This window comes from Leclercia sp. EC_58 (genome assembly GCF_019584355.1).
Taxonomy (GTDB): Bacteria; Pseudomonadota; Gammaproteobacteria; order Enterobacterales; family Enterobacteriaceae; genus Enterobacter.
Map to the genome: position 1 here is coordinate 3,844,300 of NZ_VDAM01000001.1, position 21,289 is coordinate 3,865,588.

22 protein-coding genes are annotated in these 21,289 nt (G+C 56.2%); 9 read left to right on the top strand and 13 right to left on the bottom strand.

The annotated features are described in order from the left end of the window. Nucleotides 1–24: 24 nt before the first annotated feature. Together FHC51_RS18800 and FHC51_RS18805 are read left to right on the top strand one after the other, a co-directional pair. On the top strand, nt 25–264 hold the full coding sequence (locus tag FHC51_RS18800; RefSeq protein ID WP_103181101.1) for a YebV family protein: 240 nt from the start codon (nt 25–27) through the stop codon (nt 262–264). Nucleotides 265–368: 104 nt separating this feature from the next. Then, nucleotides 369–560, top strand: coding sequence for a YebW family protein (locus FHC51_RS18805; RefSeq protein ID WP_039030805.1), 192 nt, complete (start codon nt 369–371; stop codon nt 558–560). On the opposite strand, the gene pphA is transcribed toward FHC51_RS18805, so the two are convergent. Next, on the bottom strand, nt 561–1,205 hold the full coding sequence (gene pphA / locus FHC51_RS18810) for a protein-serine/threonine phosphatase (RefSeq protein WP_114386415.1): 645 nt from the start codon (nt 1,203–1,205) through the stop codon (nt 561–563). 177 nt (nt 1,206–1,382) lie between these two features. Between pphA and FHC51_RS18815 the strand changes: the two genes are divergently transcribed. Beyond that, nucleotides 1,383–2,330 carry a VirK/YbjX family protein gene (locus tag FHC51_RS18815; RefSeq protein WP_309236353.1) on the top strand — a complete coding sequence of 316 codons (948 nt, stop codon included), beginning with the start codon at nt 1,383–1,385 and terminating at the stop codon, nt 2,328–2,330. 399 nt (nt 2,331–2,729) lie between these two features. Here FHC51_RS18815 and FHC51_RS18820 read toward each other — a convergent pair whose 3' ends face one another. Genes FHC51_RS18820 through yobA form a run of 3 tightly spaced genes read right to left on the bottom strand, consistent with a single transcriptional unit; the run spans nt 2,730 to nt 4,322 of the window. Continuing rightward, on the bottom strand, nt 2,730–3,068 hold the full coding sequence (locus FHC51_RS18820) for a YebY family protein (RefSeq protein WP_103180045.1): 339 nt from the start codon (nt 3,066–3,068) through the stop codon (nt 2,730–2,732). Nucleotides 3,069–3,082: 14 nt separating this feature from the next. After that, complete coding sequence (copD, locus tag FHC51_RS18825; protein WP_220436328.1) at nt 3,083–3,955, bottom strand: copper homeostasis membrane protein CopD; 873 nt, start codon at nt 3,953–3,955, stop codon at nt 3,083–3,085. Nucleotide 3,956: 1 nt separating this feature from the next. Then, entirely contained in the window at nt 3,957–4,322 is a 366-nt protein-coding gene (gene yobA, locus FHC51_RS18830) for a CopC domain-containing protein YobA (RefSeq protein ID WP_103822370.1), read from the bottom strand. 136 nt (nt 4,323–4,458) lie between these two features. Between yobA and FHC51_RS18835 the strand changes: the two genes are divergently transcribed. From FHC51_RS18835 to exoX, 3 genes are all read left to right on the top strand, one after another. Next, entirely contained in the window at nt 4,459–4,689 is a 231-nt protein-coding gene (locus tag FHC51_RS18835) for a DNA polymerase III subunit theta (RefSeq protein WP_103180048.1), read from the top strand. Between the two features lie 107 nt (nt 4,690–4,796). Continuing rightward, on the top strand, nt 4,797–5,453 hold the full coding sequence (locus tag FHC51_RS18840; RefSeq protein ID WP_220436329.1) for a nitrilase-related carbon-nitrogen hydrolase: 657 nt from the start codon (nt 4,797–4,799) through the stop codon (nt 5,451–5,453). A gap of 24 nt (nt 5,454–5,477) precedes the next feature. Further along, nucleotides 5,478–6,140, top strand: coding sequence for an exodeoxyribonuclease X (gene exoX, locus FHC51_RS18845; RefSeq protein WP_103822371.1), 663 nt, complete (start codon nt 5,478–5,480; stop codon nt 6,138–6,140). Here the strand turns inward: exoX and ptrB are convergent. The 3 genes from ptrB to yebF form a co-directional block, all read right to left on the bottom strand. Further along, entirely contained in the window at nt 6,122–8,203 is a 2,082-nt protein-coding gene (gene ptrB / locus FHC51_RS18850; RefSeq protein WP_114386411.1) for an oligopeptidase B, read from the bottom strand. The genes exoX and ptrB overlap by 19 nt on opposite strands. Nucleotides 8,204–8,293: 90 nt before the next feature. Then, nucleotides 8,294–8,944 (bottom strand): tellurite resistance TerB family protein, encoded by a 651-nt coding sequence (locus tag FHC51_RS18855; protein WP_220436330.1) that lies wholly within the window; start codon nt 8,942–8,944, stop codon nt 8,294–8,296. 87 nt (nt 8,945–9,031) lie between these two features. After that, nucleotides 9,032–9,379, bottom strand: a complete 348-nt coding sequence (gene yebF, locus FHC51_RS18860) for a protein YebF (protein ID WP_220436733.1) — start codon at nt 9,377–9,379, stop codon at nt 9,032–9,034. A gap of 148 nt (nt 9,380–9,527) precedes the next feature. On the opposite strand from yebF, the gene purT reads away from it, so the two are divergent. Further along, nucleotides 9,528–10,706, top strand: coding sequence for a formate-dependent phosphoribosylglycinamide formyltransferase (purT, locus tag FHC51_RS18865; RefSeq protein ID WP_220436331.1), 1,179 nt, complete (start codon nt 9,528–9,530; stop codon nt 10,704–10,706). A 104-nt stretch (nt 10,707–10,810) separates the two neighbouring features. Here purT and FHC51_RS18870 read toward each other — a convergent pair whose 3' ends face one another. The 3 genes from FHC51_RS18870 to zwf form a co-directional block, all read right to left on the bottom strand. Further along, nucleotides 10,811–11,452, bottom strand: a complete 642-nt coding sequence (locus FHC51_RS18870; protein WP_103822376.1) for a bifunctional 4-hydroxy-2-oxoglutarate aldolase/2-dehydro-3-deoxy-phosphogluconate aldolase — start codon at nt 11,450–11,452, stop codon at nt 10,811–10,813. Nucleotides 11,453–11,490: 38 nt separating this feature from the next. Continuing rightward, nucleotides 11,491–13,302, bottom strand: coding sequence for a phosphogluconate dehydratase (gene edd / locus FHC51_RS18875; RefSeq protein ID WP_103180054.1), 1,812 nt, complete (start codon nt 13,300–13,302; stop codon nt 11,491–11,493). A 234-nt stretch (nt 13,303–13,536) separates the two neighbouring features. Then, nucleotides 13,537–15,012 (bottom strand): glucose-6-phosphate dehydrogenase, encoded by a 1,476-nt coding sequence (gene zwf / locus FHC51_RS18880; protein WP_103180055.1) that lies wholly within the window; start codon nt 15,010–15,012, stop codon nt 13,537–13,539. A 323-nt stretch (nt 15,013–15,335) separates the two neighbouring features. Here zwf and FHC51_RS18885 point away from each other — a divergent pair, with 323 nt between their 5' ends. Together FHC51_RS18885 and pyk are read left to right on the top strand one after the other, a co-directional pair. Continuing rightward, the gene (locus FHC51_RS18885; RefSeq protein ID WP_220436332.1) at nt 15,336–16,241 is read left to right on the top strand and encodes a MurR/RpiR family transcriptional regulator; all 906 of its coding nucleotides are present in this window, start codon (nt 15,336–15,338) and stop codon (nt 16,239–16,241) included. 123 nt (nt 16,242–16,364) lie between these two features. Further along, nucleotides 16,365–17,807 (top strand): pyruvate kinase, encoded by a 1,443-nt coding sequence (gene pyk, locus FHC51_RS18890; protein ID WP_114314612.1) that lies wholly within the window; start codon nt 16,365–16,367, stop codon nt 17,805–17,807. Nucleotides 17,808–17,918: 111 nt separating this feature from the next. Here the strand turns inward: pyk and lpxM are convergent, their stop codons facing one another. The 3 genes from lpxM to znuA form a co-directional block, all read right to left on the bottom strand. Beyond that, nucleotides 17,919–18,890: a lauroyl-Kdo(2)-lipid IV(A) myristoyltransferase gene (lpxM, locus tag FHC51_RS18895; protein WP_220436333.1), complete on the bottom strand. Its 972-nt coding sequence runs from the start codon at nt 18,888–18,890 to the stop codon at nt 17,919–17,921. Nucleotides 18,891–19,006: 116 nt separating this feature from the next. Then, complete coding sequence (mepM, locus tag FHC51_RS18900; protein ID WP_114314610.1) at nt 19,007–20,329, bottom strand: murein DD-endopeptidase MepM; 1,323 nt, start codon at nt 20,327–20,329, stop codon at nt 19,007–19,009. Nucleotides 20,330–20,344: 15 nt separating this feature from the next. After that, nucleotides 20,345–21,289, bottom strand: coding sequence for a zinc ABC transporter substrate-binding protein ZnuA (gene znuA, locus FHC51_RS18905; RefSeq protein WP_139157123.1), 945 nt, complete (start codon nt 21,287–21,289; stop codon nt 20,345–20,347).

Sequence of the window (21,289 nt, forward strand, 5' to 3'; positions counted from 1 at the left end):
CACAGCGTGATCATGGAGAGCATTATGACGAAAACCAATGTGCGCATTGGCGCATTCGAAATCGATGATGCCGAGTTAAGCGGCGATACGCAGGGCGAACGAACGTTAACCATCCCCTGCAAGTCCGATCCCGACCTTTGCATGCAGCTCGATGCATGGGATGCAGACACTAGCGTCCCGGCAATCCTCGATGGCGAACACTCAGTCCTTTACCGTGAGCATTACGATCAAAGTTCCGATGCCTGGATCATGCGCCTTGCCTGATTCAAAGAGAACCCGCCCGCAGGCGGGTTATTTATTCTCATAATCTCCTCTTCCCTGAATCATCCCCTACAATATCAATATGGTAGTAAATGCTGAGGGGCATGATGTACGCACTGGTGTTATTTATCTGTTATCTGGACGCAGGCTGTGAAGATCTGGTGGTGGATGTGTATCGCACCGAACCGCAGTGTGAGGCCTCGATGGACGATCAGCGTATTCGTCACGGCGGCTGTTATCCGGTTGAAGACTTTATCGACGGATTCTGGCGTCCGGCGCAGGAGTATTCCGACCTGTAATCACTGTAGCTGCGCCAGGGTTAACGCGCCGCCAAATACCGCCCCGGTGTCGATATAGTGCAGGTTCTGGCAGTCATAACGCGCTTTGAGCGGCGTATGCCCGAACCAGAAGTGATCCGCCCCGGCGATCCCCGCCTCGTTGCCGTTCATCAGTTCCCGCAGGCGCTCCCTGTCCCAGAGGATACTCTGCTTGTTGACCGGCTTGTCCCGCACATAGTAGGAGGACGGGTAATTGGCATGAGCTATAACATTCACGCCGTTGGTACAGGCAATTTCGATAATCCACGGCAGGGTCTCACTGCGCCTGAGCAATGCCAGCGCCTGCGCCTGCTGTTCACCCTTTAATTGTGCTAACCAATTGCCGCCATTCATCATCCACAGACCAAAATCATTATTCTGCAGCGCGTCCAGCGCCATCTGCTCATGGTTGCCCCGCACGGCATAAAACCACGCTTCATTTAATAACTGCAGGCATTTCACGCTATCCGGTCCGCGATCGATTAAATCGCCGACGCAAATAAGTAAATCCTCATACGGGTTAAAATGCCGCTGCCGCAGATCTGCCATAAGCATTTGATAACAACCGTGAAGATCGCTTACCACCCAGACGTGTCGCCAGTTGTGACCATCAAGATTGAGATACATAGCGCCTCCTCATGATCAGTATAGCCCCTGGGATGCTGACAATAAGATGAGCGGTAAACAGGGGTTCGGAATAACCTCAATCGACATTAAACAAAGCGGAAATAAAGGTTTAGCAACGCTTAAATGATTATCCGATGGCCTTTAAGATAATTGCAGCAATATAAAGAGGTCTTCATCGTGTCAAATACCATCCTGCCTGCTGAGGTGTCTTTAACGCACCGTTCTTCTGTTATCTTCGCACTGGCAAAAGGCGATTTTATGCCCGGCCCGCTGTGGCACAAACGCGACTACCGGCTGAAATTTTTCCTGCGCTCTCTGCTGTTCTGGTCCTCTACTACCCGCATGCTGGAGACGCTCTCCCGTCGCGATGATTTTCCGCTGTTGTTAAAAGCACAAACTACGCTGCCGGTGAAAACCCAGCGTCAGTATCTCACTCGCGGGTTACATGCCGGTGAGCGGGCCAACGCCATTCTGCACCATTACGCCTGGCTTGATGCGCTGCCGGACGCCAGCCTGGCGCGGAGCTTTAGCAGCCCGACTCCGCTTTCCCTGCTGCAGTTCGCCACTAAAGAGGATGCGAGCTATACCATCTACGCCAGCAGCGCGGTGAAGGCCGAACGCGAGGGCGAAACCACGCTCTGGCTGCGGGCCGGGGATAACACCCTGCTGGCGAGTCTGACCTTCAGCGTCGTTGAGGAAAAGGGCCAAAGTGCGCTGGTGATTGGCGGTCTGCAGGGACCGCGTAAGGACGTAGGGCGGGAGGCGATCAAAAATGCCACCCGCGCCTGTTATGGCCTGTTTCCAAAACGTATCCTCCTGGAAGCGATCTTCAATCTGGCGAAGCAGTCGGGTATCAGCGCCATTTATGGTGTGAGCGATGAAGGCCACGTTTTTCGCGCCCTGCGCTATCGCCTGAGTAAAGGTCGTCATTTGCATGCCAGCTATGACGAATTCTGGCAATCGCTGGGCGCTAAGCCGTGCGGCGCATTTCGCTGGGCCCTGCCAGCAGGTATTGAGCGCAAAGCGATCGACAGCATTGCCAGTAAAAAACGCGCGGAATACCGCCGGCGTTTTCAACTGCTTGATGAGATAGAACGCGGCATCAGCGCGCGCTTTTGCCGCTAATATCTGCTTTCATCGGTAACAGTCAAAAATTTAACAAAACCGCTAAAAAGCACTGGACTTCCGCCGGGCGTAGTGTGGTATGGTTTAACGAAGAACAGAGAATGTTGCCCATCTGTTAAAGTCCGCAACGGGAAAAGGCGTTTACTTTCAACAGATAAAAAGAGACCGAATACGATTCCTGTATTCGGTCCAGGGAAATGGCTCTTGGGAGAGAGCCGTGCGCTAAAAGTTGGCATTAATGCAGGCTAAGTCGCCTTGCACTTTAAGAATAGATGACGACGCCAGGTTTTCCAGTCCGCAGCAAAAGTGGCCTGAAAAAAAGCGTGAGTCTGTTCTTAAACATAAAAACCGCAATGCTTCCGAAGAGAAGCCTGCGGTTTTTTTATTGGAAGCGGTAAGCTAGCAGAGCGTCTTCGCGCGCTCGATAAACGGCGCCAGGCTCATCTTCTGCCCCGGGTTTGCCGGATCGTCAATCTGAATAACCGAGATGGGCTGGCCGTTGCTTTTACCGCTGTCGACCTGCTGCTGCGCCACGTCGTTCAGGGGATACTGCACCAGGGTGCTGGGGTTAATGGCATAGAGCGCATGGCCCGGACGGCAAGTCAGCATCACCTCTTCACGGTTAAAGGCCCATTTGTCTTTACCCACTTCGAACCGGCTGACGGTGATCACCTGCGGAGCTGCCAGTGCCGCGCCGGAGCAGGCCAGCAATAAGAAAGAAAGTACTGTTTTTTTCATTGTATTCCACCTCGTCAGAAGGGTTCCCAGGTCGCGAACAGGCTGACTGCCGCCAGAACCAGCTCCCCCAGCACAACCTCAGTCTGCGTCATCCTGATAAAATAGCGTTGCTCGCGTCCGTCGCCAGAACGAAACCGCGGCACCAGAACATACCGATTCACCAGGGCAATTACCACCATCATTGCCACCAGCGCACATTTCACCAACAGTAATTGCCCCCAGGCCGAGTGCCAGGGCAGTACCCACCCCTGGATCAGCACAATATTTACCATTCCGGTGAGGATCACCCCCGCCACCGCCAGATGTCCGTAGCGCGAGAAGCGCATCATGGTGTGAACGGCGGCTCGCCGCCAGCGTCCATGGGACAGGCGCAGGCAAAACAGCAGCGGCAGCAGGCCCCCCAGCCAGCCTGCGGCACATAAAAGATGCAGGCCATGGTTGCTGCGCTGCGCCAGGCCCGTTATCCCATCATGCAGCGCCGCATGCCCGGTTCCTGCCAGCAGGAAAAACTGCGCAGCGGTAAAGAACAGCATCAGCGGCATGGTTTTCCCCGGCTGCATCCAGGCGACCCAGAATGTAATCAGGGCCAGGATCATCTGCCATAACCAGATCCGCCCAAACTGGGTCGTGAGCACCGCCTGCCAAATGGATGGGCTAACCACATCCGGCCAGCCGTTACCCATCATGCCGCCCTGTAGCGCCAGCATCATCAGCGCGGCGAGCAGGCTGATGAATGCGACCTTTTTTTGCTGCCCCCGAAAGCGACGCGCCATCAGCCGCCGCAGCGCAACGGGCGCCAGCCATGCACCGTACAGGGCATTGCCAAACAGCACCATCAGGGCAGCAAAATGCGCGAAGCGCAGCGTAACGTAGCAGAACGCCAGCATCTTACTTCACGCTAAAACGGTAGCTGCCCTCGGTCTTATGACCATCTACGGAAACCACGTGCCACTTCACCTGATAGGTACCCGACGTCAGCGCAGCGGTCATCGGTACGATCAGCTGGGTCGGGTCCTTCTCGTTGCGTTTTACCGCCCCGAGTGCGACGGGCTGCTGTTTATCATTGGTGAGGGTCACGCCGCTAAAACGGGGTTCGATCCCTTCGGAGAAGTTCAGGGTCAACGCCTGAGGCGCCGCGTCTACGGCGGCGTCTGCGGCGGGATATTGATGCTGTAAATGAGCGTGAGCAAAAACAACCGGTGCTGCGAGCGTCGCCAGCAGCAGCGTCAGGGTGCGGGTAACGAGTTTTGTCATCACATATATTCCTTTTTGTTATGCCTGATTACCAGAGGATAACGCTGTATAATGGTCCCGTCGAGGATCATCCTGCCCGGGCTTGTCAACGCGCCGCCGTTTGGGTAACGTTGGCCCGCAAATGAAGGAGACGGTAATGCATATTAATCTCGCCACCCTCCCCCAGGAGGAGATGGACAAAGTGAATGTTGATTTGGCTGCCGCGGGTGTGGCATTCAAAGAGCGCTATAACATGCCGGTGATCGCCGAAGTGGTGGAGCGTGAGCAACCGTCGCACCTGCGTGACTGGTTTCGCGAGCGCCTGATTGCCCATCGACTCAACTCCGTTAACCTCTCTCGCCTGCCGTGGGAACCGAAAGTTAAATAAACTTACCCGCGGTTACAGTTCCTTACACTGTTTATGCCAGGATTAAAGCCCCTGATACATTCATGGGCTTTATGAATCTCTGCGACTCCGTGTATAAGGAAATCACGATGTCCCAATGGAATATTGCCGCCGCACAGTACCGCGCGAGCCATCACTGCGTTAATGAACACATCACGCATCACCTGCGTTTCATCACCGCCGCTGCCCGCCAGCAGTGCAATGTTGTCCTCTTCCCTGAGCTGTCGTTAACCGGCCCGGCCCTGCCCGATGGTCGGCTTCCCGCTCCCCCCGACCACCAGCAGTTGGCTCCGCTACTGGATGCGGCAAAATCAGCTGACGTCTCGGTGATTGCCGGGATCACGGTGGAAGAGAGAGGCCAGCGCCAGCCCGGACTGGCCTGGTTTTCCCCGAGCCAGCCCAACGCCATTCTTTATCCACATGGAGCAGGCGCCTGTCTGGAGAACAGACATGGCGGCCTGAGCATTGTTGATCCTCACTCCGATCAGCCCAATATTGCGCCTGATGCTGCTCTGTTTACCCGCGGCATGGCGGTGAGTGAAACGGGCTGGTCGGCCACCTTTTCCCAGCTCCAGCGTTTTGCCCACCGCTATGCCATCGCCGTACTGATGGCGAACCGTGACGGCGGGAGCGCGCTCTGGGATGCCCGTGGGCAATTAATCGTCCGCGCCGACCGGGGTGAACTATTATTGACCGGGCGCTTTGTTGAGCAGGGTTGGCAAGGTGAGATCATTCCATTACGCTAAGCCTTTTACGGCCAGGAGAGAGCCATGCTACGTGTCATCGACACCGAAACCTGTGACCTGCAGGGGGGGATTGTGGAAGTGGCATCTGTCGACGTTGTGAACGGGCAGATCGTCAATCCACGCAGCCATCTGGTACGTCCGGATCGCCCCATCAGCCCGCAGGCGATGGCTATCCACCGCATCACCGAGGCGATGGTCGCCGACAAACCCTGGATTGAAGAGGTGATCCCACATTATCACGGTAGCCCCTGGTATGTGGCGCACAACGCCAGCTTCGATCGCCGTGTACTGCCCGAGATGCCCGGGGAGTGGATCTGCACCATGAAGCTGGCGCGGCGCTTATGGCCGGGCATTAAATACAGCAATATGGCGCTCTATAAATCGCGCAAACTGAGCGTCCGGACGCCGGAAGGGCTGCACCATCACCGGGCCCTGTACGACTGCTACATCACCGCCGCGTTGCTGATCGATATCATGAACACCACCGGCTGGACGCCGGATGAGATGGCCGACATCACCGGACGCCCGGCGCTGCTGACCACCTTTACCTTCGGCAAATACCGCGGCAAAGCGGTGGCGGAAGTGGCAGACAAGGATCCGGGCTATCTCCGTTGGCTGTACAATAACCTCGACAGAATGAGCCCGGAGCTGCGTCTGACGCTGAAGCACTATCTGGGCGGATCCTGATCGATCTCTGCCGCCTGGCTGGTTAACGTCTCCTGAGCCAGGCCAACCAGAAATGCATACTCCAGGGCCACCCCTTCGTAGGATTTGAAGCGCCCGGATTTCCCGCCGTGCCCGGCATCCATATCGGTGCAGAGTAGCAGTAAGTTATTGTCGGTCTTCATTTCCCGCAGCTTCGCCACCCACTTCGCTGGCTCCCAGTACTGAACCTGGGAGTCATGTAAACCGGTGGTAACCAGCATGTGAGGATAGGCTTTCTCGCCAACGTTATCGTAGGGGCTGTAGGCTTTCATATAGCGATAGTAGGTCTCATCCTGCGGATTGCCCCACTCTTCATATTCGCCAATGGTCAGCGGGATAGACTCGTCCAGCATGGTGGTCAGGACATCCACAAACGGCACCTGCGCTATCACCCCTTTAAAGAGTCCCGGGCGCTCGTTAATCACGGTGCCCATCAGCATGCCGCCCGCGCTGCCGCCCATGGCAAAGCACTGTTTGCGATCGCCATAGCCCAGCCCCAGCAAACCCTCGCAGACATCCAGGTAGTCATTAAAGGTGTTTTTCTTTTTCAGGAATTTACCATCTTCGTACCATTTTTGCCCCAGCTCGCCGCCGCCGCGGATATGGGCGATGGCGAAGACAAACCCGCGGTCGAGCAGGCTCAGGCGGCTGCCGCTGAAATCCGCGTCAATACTGGAGCCATACGAGCCATAGCCGTAGATGAGGATCGGGTTTTTACCTTTGCGAAAATGGTGCTTGTGATAGACCAGCGAGACGGGCACTTCGGTGCCGTCGCGGGCGACAATCCATACGTGCTCGCTGCGATAAAGATCGGCGTTAAACCCTTTCACCTCAGCCTGCTTCAACACCCGGCGCTGCCCGGTGTCCATGTCCAGTTCAAACAGGGTGTCTGGGGTGGTCATGGAAGAGTAGCCGTAACGCAGGCGCGATGTTTCCGGCTCGGGGTTATAGCCAATCCAGGTGACATAGGCGGGATCGTCAAAGGCGATACCGATCACTTCGCGGGTTTTACGGTTGATTTGCCGCAGGCTGGTGAGCCCGCGCTGGCGCTCTTCAACCACCAGCCAATCGGTAAAGAGGGTGAAGCCTTCCAGCATCACCTGATCCCGCGGCGGGATCAGCACTTCCCATTTGCGTTCATCACGTACCTTGGTCTTATAGAGGCCAAAGTTTTTCCCCTCCCGGTTGGAGCGCAAATAGAAGGTGTGCTGGAAGTGATCGAGGCTGTACTCATGATCCTTGCGACGCGGCATAAAGCACAGCGGCTGAGCATCCGGCAGCTCGGCATCCAGCAGCAACACCTCGGTGGTGGTGGCGCTGGCGAGAAAGATAATCACATAGTGTTTGGAGGTGGTTTTATGCAGGCTGACGTAAAAGGTCTCGTCTTTCTCCTCATAAACCAGTTCATCACTTCTCGATGAAGTGCCGACCGTATGCCGCCAGACCTGATAAGGATGCAGGGTCGTGGCGTGCTTTTTGATGTAGTAGATGGTTTCAGAGTCGTTGGCCCAGATAAAGTCGGGTGAAACGTTATCGAGCATCTCCGGATACCAGTTCCCGCTCTCCAGATTGCGGAAACGCAAACCATACTGCCGTCGGGAGAGGTAATCTTCGGCCAGCGCCATGATGGCGTTATCCGGCGATACCGCCATGCCGCCCAGGGTATAAAACTCGCTGTGCGCCGCACGCTGATTGGCATCCAGCAGGGTCTCCCACTCTTCCCACTCGGCGCAAAGAACCGACTGGCGCTGGTAGATGGCATATTCGTTACCGGGCTCATAAACGTGCCGGTAACGATAGCCATTTCGACTCCAGGGGGCCGAGACGTCACGCTGCGGGACGCGCTCAACCATTTCGCTGAGCAGACGATCCTGCAGCGCCTGCTGCGTCGCCATGACCCTTCGGCCATAGTCGTTTTCCTCATGGAGGTAGTCCAGCACCTCCGGCTTTGAGCGGGTATCGTCGCGCAACCAGTAATAGTTGTCGATACGCGTGTCACCGTGCATGGTGAGAGCGTGCGGTATGCGTTGGGCTTTAGGTGGCATGGCGTTATGATTCTTCTACGTTTAACACCCTATAAGGTTGGCAAAACATGCGCACGATGCAAGCGAAACGGCTCCGCGAGGCGTAAAAAACTAGCCGGGGAGCGCTTGTTTTTGCTGGCGAATATCCTGCTCGATCCCTTCCCGTACGTCTGCCGGGATTTTCAGCGCATCGCCCAGCGCATTAAGATAGCTGCGCTCCATAAAGTGATCGATGTCGATTGCCGCACAGCTCAGGAAGTACAGTTCGAGGGCCTCCTCTTCATTCTGGATCCCTTTGGCCAGACGCGCAGGATCGAGCGGTTCCTCAATGGCACGTGCCACCAGCGCCCTGCCCTGCTCTTCCACGCCCGCTTCGCGCAACTGTTGCTCGATGGCAGCCCGCTCTTTATCGTCAATGTGGCCATCACTCTTTGCGGCAAAGACCAGCGCCAGGATCAGCCTTTCGCTGCGCTCGTTCAGCGGCGACGCCTGCTGACCAAACTGCGGCTCGCCCTGATGCGCGCTGCGAATTCTCTCTTTGTACTTGTTCCATAGCACAGTACCGGCAACGGCGCCGCCCCCGGCAAGCAGCGCGCCGGTGCCATATTTGCTCAGTAATTTACGCGAGGATTTATTCGCTACCAGTAATCCGGCCAGGCCGCCAAGCGCCCCCGGCGTCAGCAGTTTGCTCAGGCCTTCGCCGGATGACGATGACCCTTTCTGCCCGAGCAGAGACTGTAATTGATTCAGCCAGTTTGACATATTTACCCTCACTAAACGGTGGATGAATTTCACAGCGTAAGCGAGGGGATGTCAGGAAATGTCTATGGCGACAAAAGAAGCGAAAATTCACCTCTTCGACGACTGATACTGCGCGCTACCCGCTTTACAGTCGATCTTCACCTGATAATGAATATCAGTGTTTTTGCCTCGCACCGTCAGCGGTACCGTCCAGCGATCTTTCTCGCCTTTCACCTGCTTAGGGTTGATCCAGGCCACCGGATCGGCCTGTCCCAGGGTTTTCTGATCGTCCGCCCAGCGCACGATGCGGTTTTGCAGATAATCCCGCTTCACGCTGGCGGCAATACCTTCGGCATTCTGCCCTTCGCAGGTGGGAAATTTCACGGTTTTCTCTTCTGCGGCCTGGGCGGTCAGGCTGGCGGCCAGCAGTGCTATTGCTACCCCTGTTTTGTTCATCATGCTCTCCTGTTTTGGTTCAACAAAAGCATGGTCGAAAAACGCCGCGATGCAAATAACCCTCCGTCAGCCCGACAGATTTTCGCAACACAAGACAGACGCAAACGTTTTCGTTTATACTGCGCGCAACTTTTTCAGGGGAATCATTATGACTCGTTTAGGAACTGCGCTGCGTCCGGCAGCAACGCGTGTGATGCTGCTGGGCTCAGGTGAACTGGGTAAAGAGGTGGCCATTGAGTGCCAGCGTTTAGGTATCGAAGTGATCGCCGTTGATCGTTATGCCGATGCACCAGCGATGCACGTTGCGCACCGTGCCCACGTCATTAATATGCTCGACGGTGACGCCCTGCGCGCGGTGATTGCCGCCGAAAAACCGCACTTCGTGGTGCCTGAAATTGAAGCCATCGCCACCGATACCCTGCTGGCGCTGGAAGCCGAAGGCCAGCGCGTGGTGCCCTGCGCCCGCGCCGCGAAGCTGACCATGAACCGGGAAGGCATTCGTCGTCTGGCGGCGGAAGAGCTCTCCCTGCCCACCTCACGTTATCGTTTTGCCGACAGCAAAGATGATTTTTTGCAGGCCGTGGCTGAAATTGGCTACCCGTGCATCATTAAACCGGTGATGAGCTCCTCCGGTAAAGGACAGAGCTTTGTGCGCAGCGCCGAACAGCTGGACAAGGCCTGGGATTACGCCCAGCAGGGTGGCCGCGCAGGCGCCGGGCGAGTGATCGTTGAGGGTGTGGTGCAGTTTGACTTTGAGATCACCCTGCTGACCGTCAGCGCCGTTGATGGGGTCCACTTCTGCGAGCCAATTGGTCATCGCCAGGAAGATGGCGACTACCGTGAATCCTGGCAGCCGCAGCAGATGAGCTCGCTGGCCCGGGCGCGCGCCGAAGAGATCTCCCGTAAAGTGGTGCTGGCGCTGGGCGGCCATGGGCTGTTTGGCGTGGAGCTCTTCGTTTGTGGCGACGAGGTTATCTTCAGCGAGGTCTCCCCTCGCCCGCACGACACCGGTATGGTGACCTTAATTTCGCAGGATCTCTCCGAGTTTGCCCTGCACGTTCGCGCCTTCCTCGGCCTGCCGGTTGGCGGTGTGCGCCAGTACGGCCCGGCGGCCTCGGCGGTGATCCTGCCGCAGCTGACCAGCCAGAACGTCACCTTTGATAATGTCGATGCCGCAGTAGGCGCTGGCCTGCAGCTGCGTCTGTTTGGTAAGCCGGAGATTGACGGCTCGCGTCGCTTAGGTGTGGCGCTGGCGACAGGCGACAGCGTGGAAGAGGCCGTTGAGCGGGCGAAAAACGCGGCCGCCAGCGTGCAGGTAGCAGGATAAAAAAACGGGCCGATTGGCCCGTTTTTGTATGGCATTTGACGTTTATCGTAGGCCGGGTAAGGCGAAGCCGCCACCCGGCAAAAAACGCGCACAATACCGAGATCTTACTGCTGCGCGCCTTCTACCGCTTCGCGCGCCAGCTTAGTGATGCGATCCCAGTCGCCCGCTTCCATGGCATCCGCCGGCACCAGCCAGGAGCCACCGATGCACAGCACGCTTTTCAGCGCCAGGTAGTCACGGTAGTTCGCCGGAGAGATGCCGCCAGTTGGGCAGAAACGGACGTTCGCGAACGGACCTGCAATAGCCTGCAGCGCTTTGGTGCCGCCGTTAGCTTCCGCCGGGAAGAATTTGAACTCCTTCAGACCGTAGTCCATACCCAGCATCAGTTCAGACACGGTGCTGATACCCGGGATCAGAGGAATAGAGCCTTCGGTTGCGGCTTTCAGCAGAGGCTCGGTCAGGCCCGGGCTGATGGCGAACTGCGCACCGGCTTCGGTAACTTCAGCCAGCTGCTGCGGGTTCAGTACGGTACCCGCACCGATGATCGCTTCCGGCACTTCTTTAGCGATGGCGCGAATAGCATCCATTGCACAGGCAGTACGCAGCGTGACTTCCAGTACGCGTACACCGCCCGCAACCAGCGCTTTCGCCATCGGGACTGCGTGTTCCAGCTTATTAATCACGATAACCGGCACTACCGGGCCAGTTTTCAGGATTGCTTCTGCACTTGTATTCCAGTTTTTCATCAGAGTTTTCTCTCGCCAGATCGATAATTCTTGTCGTCTTAAAACGTAATACAGGTCGCGCCCTGTTCTGCACCCGAGAGGTTCTCGCGTAACGCGCTGAACATTTCGCGTCCCGTTCCCACGCGCGATGCGCTCAGGTCAGGAATATGCGGCTTACGTGCGGCCAGGACCGCCTCATCCACCAGTAAGGTCAACTCGCCTGTCTGACCATTAACGCGGATGATGTCGCCATCGTACACTTTCGCCAGCAGTCCACCGTCGTAGGCTTCCGGGGTGACGTGGATGGCGGAAGGCACTTTACCCGATGCACCGGAGAGGCGTCCATCGGTAACTAATGCAATTTTGAAACAGCGGTCCAATAATACACCAAGTGGCGGCATTAGTTTATGTAATTCTGGCATTCCGTTCGCTTTTGGTCCCTGATGACGGACAACAACGACGCAATCTTTGTCCAGCAGACCGGCTTCAAACGCCGGCAGAACATCATGCTGGCTTTCGAAAACCACTGCCGGGGCTTCAATGATCTGGTTTTCCACCGGCACCGCGGAGGTTTTCATCACCGCACGGCCCAGGTTGCCGGTCAGCACCTTGGTGCCGCCGTGGTGGGAGAAAGGCTTGTCGAAGGTGGCGATCACGCTGTCATCCAGCGAGGCCTGGGCCCCTTCACGCCAGTCCAGTTCGCCCTCGTTCAGCCACGGCTCCAGGGTGTAACGCTGCAGGCCGAAACCGGCCACGGTGTTGACATCTTCATGCAGCAGGCCGCCCTTCAGCAGCTCGCGCATCAGCACCGGTACACCGCCCGCCGCCTGGAAGTGGTTGATATCGGCCGGACCATTCGGGTAAAGACGGGTCAACAGCGGAACCACTTCAGACAGATCGGAGAAATCATCCCAGTTGATCTGGATCCCGGCGGCACGCGCCATCGCCACCATATGCATGGTGTGGTTAGTGGAACCGCCCGTCGCCAGCAGGGCCACGATACCGTTCACTACCACTTTTTCATCCACCATTTTACCGAGCGGCATCCACTCGTTGCCGTTACCGGTCAGGCGGGTCACCTGACGGGCAGCGGCCGCGGTCAGCGCTTCACGCAGCGGGGCATCCGGATGGACGAACGACGAGCCCGGCAACTGCATCCCCATAAACTCCACCACCATCTGGTTAGTATTGGCGGTGCCGTAGAAGGTACAGGTACCCGGTGCATGGTAAGAGGCAGCCTCGGATTCCAGCAGCGCCATGCGGTCAACTTTGCCTTCGGCGTAAAGCTGACGAATACGCACCTTCTCTTTATTGGCGAGGCCACTGGCCATTGGGCCTGACGGCACAAACAGCGCAGGCAGATGACCAAACGACAACGCCGCCATGGTCAGGCCCGGGACAATTTTGTCGCACACGCCGAGGTAGAGCGCGCCGTCAAACATGTTATGCGACAGACCGACCGCCGTGGACATGGCGATCACTTCGCGGCTCAGCAGCGACAGCTCCATGCCATCCTGCCCCTGGGTCACGCCATCGCACATGGCGGGCACCCCGCCCGCCACCTGGCCTACCGCATTGGCCTGGTGCAGCGCCTTGCGGATGATATCCGGGTAGGTCTCATAAGGCTGGTGCGCCGAGAGCATGTCGTTATAGGAGGTGATGATCGCGATATTGTTACGCAGCATACTTTTCAGCGAGGCTTTATCTTCTGGCTTACAGGCGGCAAAACCGTGCGCCAGGTTGCCGCAAGCCAGCTGCGATCGATGGACCGTATCGGACTTCGCCTGCTGGATGCGCGCGAGGTAGGCAGAACGGGTCTGTTTCGAACGCTCAATAATGCGCTGTGTTACCCGTAACAAAGTCGAATTCATAGAAGCTCCTGTCATTTATCTGTCCGCGCTCTGGTATTAACAAAGTGTTTAGCAGGCGATAACATCGCTGAAACGCTTGATTGCCGGAGCCCTGGGGCAAAATCGCTGCTGGCAGTGTAATAAAAAAAGCCCCGGGTGGAAATCCACCCGGGGCTTAAATGATTAAATATTGCACGCTGGCCTGAGCCAGATCATGTTACCGGTAAAATACCCCGTAGGGATTAGCGGTCAGCCTTACTCAAACTCGTTCCAGGAACGGCCATCACGGGTGATCATCGCCACCGAGGCAACCGGTCCCCAGGTGCCCGCCTGATACGGTTTCGGTGCATCCTGATCCGCTGCCCACGCTTCGGTGATGGAGTCGACCCACTTCCACGCCTCTTCCACTTCGTCACGACGGACGAACAGCGCCTGGATACCGCGCATGGTTTCCAGCAACAGACGTTCGTACGCATCCGCCAGATGGGTCTGGTTGAAGGTTTCGGAGTAGCTCAGATCCAGTTTTGTGGTCTGCAGGTTGTGTTTGTGGTCCAGGCCCGGCACTTTGTTCAGCACCTGAATGTCCACGCCCTCGTCCGGCTGCAGACGGATGGTCAGTTTGTTCTGCGGCAGCTCCTGCCAGGACTCTTTGAACAGGTTCAGCTCTGGATTTTTGAAATAGACAACCACTTCAGAGCATTTAGCGGGCAGACGTTTACCGGTACGCAGGTAGAACGGAACCCCCGCCCAGCGCCAGTCATCAATATCCACGCGGATCGCCACAAACGTCTCGGTGTTGCTGGATTTGTTCGCGCCCTCTTCTTCCAGGTAGCCTGGCACTTTTTTGCCCTGCGCAAACCCGGCGGTGTACTGGCCGCGTACCGTCTTCTCACGCACGTTGGAGCGGTCGATACGGCGCAGTGACTTCAATACTTTCACTTTCGCGTCGCGGATGCTGTCCGCGGTGAGATCCGACGGCGGAGACATGGCGATCATACAGAGCACCTGCAGCAGGTGGTTCTGGATCATGTCGCGCATCTGACCGGCCTGGTCGAAGTAACCCCAGCGCCCTTCAATGCCGACCTCTTCTGCCACGGTGATCTCAACGTGATCGATGGTGCGGTTGTCCCAGTTATTCACAAACAGGGAGTTCGCAAAGCGCAGCGCCAGCAGGTTCAGTACCGTCTCTTTACCCAGATAGTGGTCGATACGGTAAACCTGGCACTCTTCGAAATATTCACCGACCTGATCGTTAATTTCGCGGGAGGTAGCAAGGGAGGTGCCCAGCGGTTTTTCCATCACCACGCGCGCAGGTTTAGCGTTGAGGTTCGCTTCACCCAGCCCTTTGCAGATGGCGCCGAAGGTGCTTGGCGGCATGGCAAAGTAGTTAATGGTGACGCGATTTTTTTGATCGAGCATTGCGCTCAGATTGGCAAATGCCGACGTGTCGTTAACGTCGAGGTTGCAGAAATCGAGACGTCCGCTCAGCTTGTCCCACAAACTTTCATCGATTTTCTCTTTCATGAAAGTTTCCAGGGCTTCGCGCACGACTTTGGTATACGCGTCTTTATCCCAGTCCGCACGGCCCACGCCCAGGATGCGGGTCTCCGGGTGGATTTGACCCGCTTTTTCTAGTTGATACAGGGAAGGCAGCAATTTACGGCGTGCAAGATCGCCTTTCGCGCCGAAAATGACCAGGTCACATGCCTGGGCTGTTTGCGTTACCGCCATGTCATTCTCCTCAGTTGGATATCCTGGTGCTTTTGCCAGAATATCGTTGTAATTTTATTACAATGCACTCTACTGCTTTTACGTCATTCCCGAAACCATTTGCGCTTATCCTCCCGTGCGATACGGCGATATTTCGCCCGGAGCGCGCAGCAGCGAAGGTAATGGCGATGAAACTGGTGAAACTTTGCTCAGTCAGGCCGTTGCTAAAATCCGACAGCGATCAAGTAATGAAAAAAAACAACAACATTTTTTCCATGGTTTGTCCTTTTCGGACTATCACAGGCGTATATTCTTGCTAATTCGAATCGCGATTTCACCCATTTATGAAATCGCTTCCACCGATGAGCGCTGTGTTAATAATGAACATGCTGGAAAAAATCCAGTTTCAACTGGAACACCTTAGCAAATCCGAGCGAAAAGTGGCTGAAGTAATTCTCGCCGCGCCCGCTCAGGCCATTCATTCCAGCATTGCCGCCCTGGCACAGGAGTCCGGGGTCAGTGAACCGACCGTCAACCGGTTCTGCCGCAGCATGGAGACGCGTGGATTTCCCGATTTTAAACTGCATCTGGCGCAAAGTCTGGCGAACGGTACCCCCTATGTGAACCGAAATGTCGATGAAGACGACAGCGTGGAGGCCTATACGGGCAAGATTTTCGAATCGGCCATGGCGACGCTGGATCAGGTCCGCCAGTCGCTGGATATGACCTCGGTTAACCGCGCCGTCGATCTGCTGACCCAGGCGAAGAAGATTGCCTTCTTTGGCCTCGGTTCCTCCGCCGCTGTCGCTCACGATGCGATGAATAAATTTTTTCGCTTTAACGTCCCGGTTATCTATTCCGACGACATCGTGCTGCAACGCATGAGCTGTATGAACTGTAACGAAGATGACGTGGTGGTACTGATATCGCATACTGGCCGCACCAAAAGTCAGGTCGAACTGGCCCAGCTGGCGCGTGAAAACGATGCCATGGTCATCGCCCTCACCTCCACCGGGACGCCGCTGGCGCGTGAAGCGACGCTGGCGATCACGCTCGACGTGCCGGAAGACACCGATATCTACATGCCGATGGTGTCCCGTCTGGCGCAGCTCACCGTCATTGATGTCCTGGCGACCGGTTTTACCCTGCGCCGCGGGGCGAAATTCAGAGATAACTTGAAGCGTGTCAAAGAAGCGCTCAAGGAATCGCGTTTTGATAAAGAATTGTTCATCAAGGGTGAAATTCCCTGATTTCAATTACAAAGTTGTTACTTTTTTCGGCATTCGGTAAGTTTGCTGTTGCTATTAAAGACGGACAACGTGCCGAATCATCGTTCACGCAACACCAGGTTGTTTTAGACAACGGAGTATTACATGTCCAGAAGGCTTCGCAGAACCAAGATCGTTACCACCTTAGGCCCGGCTACTGACCGCGATAATAACCTTGAGAAAATTATCGCCGCAGGCGCCAACGTAGTGCGTATGAACTTCTCTCACGGTACGCCAGAAGATCATAAATTACGTGCAGACAAGGTCCGTGAGATCGCGGCAAAACTGGGACGTCATGTCGCTATCCTCGGTGATCTGCAGGGTCCAAAAATCCGTGTCTCCACCTTCAAAGAAGGCAAAGTTTTCCTCAATATCGGGGATAAGTTCCTGCTGGATGCCAACCTGAGCAAAGGCGAAGGCGATAAAGAGAAAGTGGGCATCGACTACAAAGGCCTGCCTGCTGACGTAGTACCGGGCGATATCCTGCTGCTCGACGATGGTCGCGTTCAACTGAAGGTGCTCGACGTTCAGGGCATGAAGGTCTTCACCGAAGTGACCGTTGGCGGCCCGCTCTCCAACAACAAAGGCATCAACAAGCTGGGCGGCGGTCTCTCTGCTGAAGCCCTGACCGAAAAAGACAAAGCCGACATCATCACCGCCGCGGATATCGGCGTGGATTATCTGGCCGTCTCCTTCCCGCGCTGTGGCGAAGATCTGAACTATGCCCGCCGTTTGGCGCGCGAGGCAGGCTGCGATGCCAAAATCGTGGCGAAAGTAGAACGTGCTGAAGCGGTCTGCAGCCAGGATGCGATGGACGATATCATCCTGGCGTCTGATGTGGTGATGGTTGCCCGCGGTGACCTGGGCGTTGAGATTGGCGACCCGGAACTGGTGGGGATCCAGAAAGCGCTGATCCGCCGTGCGCGTCAGCTTAACCGCTCCGTGATCACCGCAACCCAGATGATGGAGTCGATGATCACCAACCCGATGCCGACCCGTGCGGAAGTGATGGACGTGGCGAACGCCGTCCTCGATGGCACCGATGCGGTAATGCTCTCTGCCGAAACCGCTGCCGGTCAGTACCCGGCGGAGACCGTGGCCGCAATGGCGCGCGTCTGCCTGGGTGCAGAGAAGATCCCAAGCATCAACGTCTCTAAACACCGTCTGGACATTCAGTTCGACAACGTGGAAGAGGCGATTGCGATGTCTGCCATGTACGCGGCGAACCACCTGAAGGGCGTGACGGCGATCATCACCATGACCGAATCGGGCCGCACCGCGCTGATGACCTCCCGTATCAGCTCCGGTCTGCCGATCTTCGCCATGTCCCGCCATGAGCGCACACTGAACCTGACCGCGCTCTATCGCGGCGTAACGCCGGTGTTCTTCGACAGCAACAACGACGGTGTGGCCGCGGCAAATGACGCCGTGAACCTGCTGCGCGATAAAGGCTATCTCGTCTCCGGAGATATCGTTATTGTCACTCAGGGCGATGTGATGAGCACCATCGGCTCGACCAACACCACCCGCGTGATGACCGTCGAATAATCCGACGGTTTCGCCGGGTGGCGCTGCGCTTACCCGGCCTACAGGTCCGTAGGCCCGTGCAAGCGCAGCGCCGCCGGGCAATAAAAAAATCCCCCGTTTCCGGGGGATTTTTTATTTCTTCGGATAGAGCTCTTTGCGCTTGTACGGCTCTTTCTCGCCCGGCTTGCGCGTCTTCAGCAGCTTCAGGATCCAGGTGTACTGCTCCGCGTGAGGTCCCACCAGAATTTCCACCTCTTCGTTCATCCGGCGCGCAATGGTGTTGTCGTCCGCCGTCAGCAGGTCATCCATCGGCGGGCGCACTTCAATCGTCAGTCGATGGGTTTTGCCGTCATAAATGGGGAAGAGCGGGATCACCCGTGCCCGGCATACCTTCATCAAGCGGCCAATGGCGGGTAACGTCGCTTTATAGGTGGCAAAGAAATCAACAAACTCGCTGTGTTCCGCACCGTGATCCTGGTCCGGGAGATAGTATCCCCAGTAGCCCTGACGTACGGACTGAATAAATGGCTTAATCCCGTCGTTACGGGCATGCAGGCGTCCGCCGAAGCGACGACGCACGGTGTTCCAGACATAATCAAAGACCTTATTTCCCTGATTGTGGAACATGGCCGCCATTTTTTGCCCCTGCGAGGCCATCAACATTGCCGGAATATCCACGCCCCAGCCGTGCGGCACCAGGAAGATCACCTTTTCGTCGTTGCGACGCATCTCTTCGATGATCTCCAGCCCTTTCCAGTCGACCCGGCTGGTCATTTTTTCCGGCCCGCGTAAGGCCAGCTCAGCCATCATCGCCATCGCCTGCGGCGCGGTCGTGAACATCTCGTCAATGATGGCTTCGCGTTCTGCCTCGCTCTTCTCCGGGAAGCAGTAAAAAAGGTTTATCTGGGCGCGACGGCGGGCGCTTTTGCCCAGTTTGCCCGCCAGGCGCCCCACTTTGCCGAGCAGCGGATCGCGCACAGAGGGAGGCAGCATCGCAATACCTGCAAACGCATAGACACCCAGCCAGGCGCCCCAGAAGCGCGGATGACGAAACGATTTCTCAAATTCAGGAATGTATTCACTATTGTTCTTTTTGGTTTCCATGCTTTTTCCAGGGCGGGTGATGCTTTAAATAATGATGAGATAGTTTAGCGAGGCCATGTGCAACGCACAAAAGAAAAAGCCGGTGCAGGAGTGCACCGGCTTTTATCGCTGCTGAATTAATTCAGGGTCAGCTGCGGAATAACTTCTTTGACCTGTGCCAGATAATCGCTGCGGTCTTTACCGGTCAGCCCTTCGGTGCGCGGCAGCTTCGCCGTTAACGGGTTGACCGCCTGCTGGTTGATCCACACTTCATAGTGCAGATGCGGGCCGGTAGAACGTCCGGTATTGCCCGACAGCGCAATACGGTCGCCACGTTTGACTTTCTGGCCCGGCTTCACCAGCAGCTTACGCAGGTGCATATAACGCGTGGTGTAGGTGCGCCCGTGACGTATGGCGACATAATAACCCGCCGCGCCACTGCGTTTTGCCATGACCACTTCGCCGTCACCGACTGCCAGAACAGGCGTACCCTGCGGCATGGCGAAATCCACCCCACGGTGTGGCGCAACACGGCCAGTGACCGGGTTCAGACGACGCGGGTTAAAGTTCGAAGAGACGCGGAACTGTTTCGAGGTCGGGAAGCGTAAAAAGCCTTTCGCCAGACCCGTACCGTTACGATCGTAGAATTTACCGTCTTCGGCGCGGATGGCGTAATAGTCTTTACCATCCGTGCGTAGACGGACGCCCAGCAGCTGGCTCTGTTCGCGCTTGCCGTCCAGCATTTCGCGGGACATCAGCACCGAAAACGAATCGCCTTTTTTCAGCTTACGGAAGTCCATCTGCCACTGCATGGCTTTGATCACCGAGCTGATTTCACCGCTGGTCAGCCCCGCATCACGGGCGCTGGCAACAAAACTACCGCCGCTTAAGGTGCCTTTGATGGCGCTGTTAACCCAGTCACCCTGCTGCATTTCGCTGCTCATCTTGAAACCGTTTTCAGTACGATCGTAAGTACGGGTTTCACGACGGGAAACTTCCCAGGTCAGGCGCTGCAAGTCACCGTTATCGGTGAGGGTCCAGGAGAGCTGTTGACCGATTTTCAGGTTTCGCAGATCTTTATCAGACGCAGCAAGCTGGCTGATTTCACCCATTTCAATGCCGTACTGGTTCAGAACGCTGCTTAATGTATCGCCCGTTGACACGACATATTCGTGTACGCCCACTTCGGCTTCGGTCTTTTCATCAAGTTCATCCTGCGGAATAGCTTCTTCTTCCTGCGGAGCCTGGTCGATAGGTTCACTGGCTTCCGGCAGCAGGGAGCGAATTTCACTCTTTTCCAGCTCAATGGTTCTGATAACTGGCGCGGAATTTGGGTGGTAAATATAGGGTCGCCAGACGGCGACCGCTAAGGTGAGAACTGTAAGCGACCCCAGCATGACGCGGTGGGGCCGGGGCAGATTGTTAAATGCCAGGGCGACAGAGCGGGCTATCTGTTGCACGTAATCACTTCCTCGTTAATCTCCTTTCAGGCAGCTCGCATACTGGTTCGCCAGTTGGCTGAGGAACTGCGAATAGCTCGCTTTGCTCAACTGGATAGAGGTTCCCAATGGATCAAGGGTGCCCATACGTACGGACGTTCCCCTTGCCACGGCTTCAACGACCGCTGGCCTGAACTGTGGCTCAGCAAAAACGCAGGTCGCTTTTTGCTCAACCAACTGTGTTCTGATTTCATGTAAACGCTGCGCACCAGGTTGAATTTCTGGATTCACGGTGAAGTGGCCAAGCGGCGTAAGACCGTAGTGTTTTTCGTAGTAGCCATAGGCATCATGAAAAACGAAATATCCCTTACCTTTCAATGGTGCGAGCTCGGTACCCACCTGCTTATCGGTTGCGGCAAGTTGTGCCTCAAAATCCTTCAGGTTGGCGTCTAGTTTGGCTCGACTTTGCGGCATAAGTTCCACTAATTTTTCATGGATTGCAACCGCTGACAGCCGCGCTATTTCTGGTGAAAGCCAAAGGTGCATGTTGTAGTCACCGTGATGGTGATGCTCATCACCTTTTTCCTCTGCACCATGGCCATGATCGTGGTCGTGATCGTCATCATCCGCCCCTTTCATGAGAAGCGGTTTCACACCTGCAAGGCCAGAGATGTTAACCTGTTTAGCGTCAGGCAACTGACTCGCTGACTTTTGCATGAAGGCTTCCATCTCTGGGCCAATCCATACAACTAAGTCCGCGTTTTGTAAACGTTTTACGTCCGATGGGCGCAGGGAGTAATCATGCTCTGACGCGCCATCAGGCAATAAAACCTGGGTTTCTGTGACGCCATCTGCGATAGCGGAAGCGATAAAACCGAGCGGTTTAAGCGAAGCGACAACGGCGGCGTTAACATCTTGTACTGCGGTACCCCAAAGGGCGGCGGATAATCCAGCGAAAAGAAGCGTATTTTTCTGTAACAT